Source organism: Streptomyces sp. XM83C, assembly GCF_023072675.1.
GTDB classification, from domain to species: domain Bacteria; phylum Actinomycetota; class Actinomycetes; order Streptomycetales; family Streptomycetaceae; genus Streptomyces; species Streptomyces thermocoprophilus.
The window spans coordinates 1-1,898 of the sequence record NZ_JALLGL010000533.1; the positions used below are offsets into that span (position 1 = coordinate 1).

Below are 1,898 nucleotides of genomic sequence, written 5' to 3' on the forward strand. Positions count from 1 at the left end.
GGGTAGTGCTGTGGGGCGGGGCACGGCTCGTGGCCGCAGGGCTTGGTGCATCGCGGTCCTCTCCCCCATCGGCTGGCACTCGTCCTGCCCCGAAGAATGACATACCGTCCAGTCGGTCCCTAGGCCCTGTAGCGAAATAGTCGCAGCGCGCGGTGCACGGCTGTCATGGCCGCACCGCGGACCAGTCCTCCTGTTCGACCATCCGGGCCAGCTCCACGCGGGAGCGCACACCGAGCGCGGCGAAGACGTTGCGCAGGTGGTAGTCGACGGTGCGGGTGCTGACGGAGAGGCTGAGGGCGACCTCGCGGTTGGTGGCGCCGTCGGCGACCTGCCGGGCGATGCGCAGTTGCTGCGGGGTGAGCCGGGACAGCGCGCCGGCGGCCCGGCTGTCGGCGGCGGCGCCGTTGGCGCGCAGTTCGGCGGCGGCCTGCCGGGCCCAGGGGCGGGCGCCGCAGCGCTCGAAGCCGATGAGGGCTGCGCCGAGGCGGGTGCGGGCCTCGCGCAGCCGGCGGCGGCGCCGCAGCCATTTGCCGTAGAGGAGTTCGGTGCGGGCGCGTTCGTAGTCGGAGGGGCTGTCGTCGTGCCGGTCGAGCGCCTGCCGGTACAGCTCGTCGGCGCTGTCGGGGGTGCCGGCCAGCAGGGCGCGGCAGCGCAGGAGCTGGGCGGGGGCGTGCGGGTCGGCGCCGCAGGCCGCCCACAGGGCGAAGTGCTCGACGGTCTCGTGGGCGTCGTCGGGCTGTCCGGCGAGCGCTGCGGCCTCGACGTAGCAGGGGACGGCGAGCAGCCACATGGCGAAGTGTCCCCGGCGCGGGCCGGGCCGGACGAGGACGCCGAGCCGGTCGGCGGCCTCACGGGGCCGGCCGCGGGCGAGGTCGGCGCGGGCGGTCGCCCACTGGGCGAGGGCGGCGGCCTGCGCGAGCCCGTGCCGCCGTGCCGTGGCGAGCGCCGCCGCCGCATGCGCCTCGACGGTACTCCCGTGACCGTGCTCCCCGGCCGGCCCGGCATGCCGCCCGTCCCCGTACGCGTGCTGTACGGGGTCGGGGTCGCCCTCGATCGACGCGGTGAGGGCGAGTACGGCGTGGTGGTGGGCGGCGATGTTGCGCAGCCCGTTGCGGCGGGCCTCGCGCAGTCCCTGCTCGGCGTGGGTACGGGCGAGGGCGTGCCGCCCGGCGCGCAGCTCGGCGTAGGCGAGGTACTCCAGCGCTCTCGGTTCGAGCGCGGTCGAGCCCAGGGTGCGGGCGACGGCCAGCGCCCGTGCCCCGGCCCGGCGGGCGGCGGCCACGTCGCCGAGCAGCAGCGCGGCGGCGGCCGACCGCAGTTGGTGTTCGGGGTCGTCGCTGTCCGCGGCAAGGGCGAGGACGCGGCGCAGGGGTGCGGCGGCCAGATCGAACCGCGCCTCCAGGACGGCACGCATACCGGCGCGGTAGTCGTCGAGCGGATCGGGCCGAGGCGCACCGGCCTGCGCCCGGGAGGCCGACGCGACCGGGCCGTCGGGGCCGCCCCGTGCCACCGCACCGGCTTCGGCGTCGGCCCCGGACGCGCTCCCGCCCGTGTCCCGGACACCACCGGCGAGGCCCGCGGACCGGCCCGCACCGCCGCGAGGCAGGGGCACAGGACAAACCGGAACAGCACAGTCGCTCCCCGCCGCCGCACCGACCCCGGCGCCCGACACGCTCCCGTCCGCCGACCGGACCGAGCCCTCCGACCGCCCCGCACCACTGCGAGGCAGAGGCACGGGGGCGACCGGAACGGTGAGAGCGGCGGTCCTCGCTGCCGCGTCCGTGTCCGGCGAAGGCGTCCGCAGCGGCGAGGACTCGCAGCGGGCGGTGTGGAGGTGCGGGACGGCGGCGGGTACGGGTACGGCGCCCGGCTGCTCCGGACACCGGGCGTCCAGGGGC

General features: G+C 77.5%; 1 pseudogene. It reads right to left on the reverse strand.

Annotation, left to right across the window (positions count from 1 at the left end):
* Positions 1-163: 163 nt before the first annotated feature.
* Positions 164-1,498: pseudogene (locus tag MTQ10_RS30115) on the reverse strand (helix-turn-helix transcriptional regulator); the annotation flags it as partial.
* Positions 1,499-1,898: the final 400 nt, after the last annotated feature.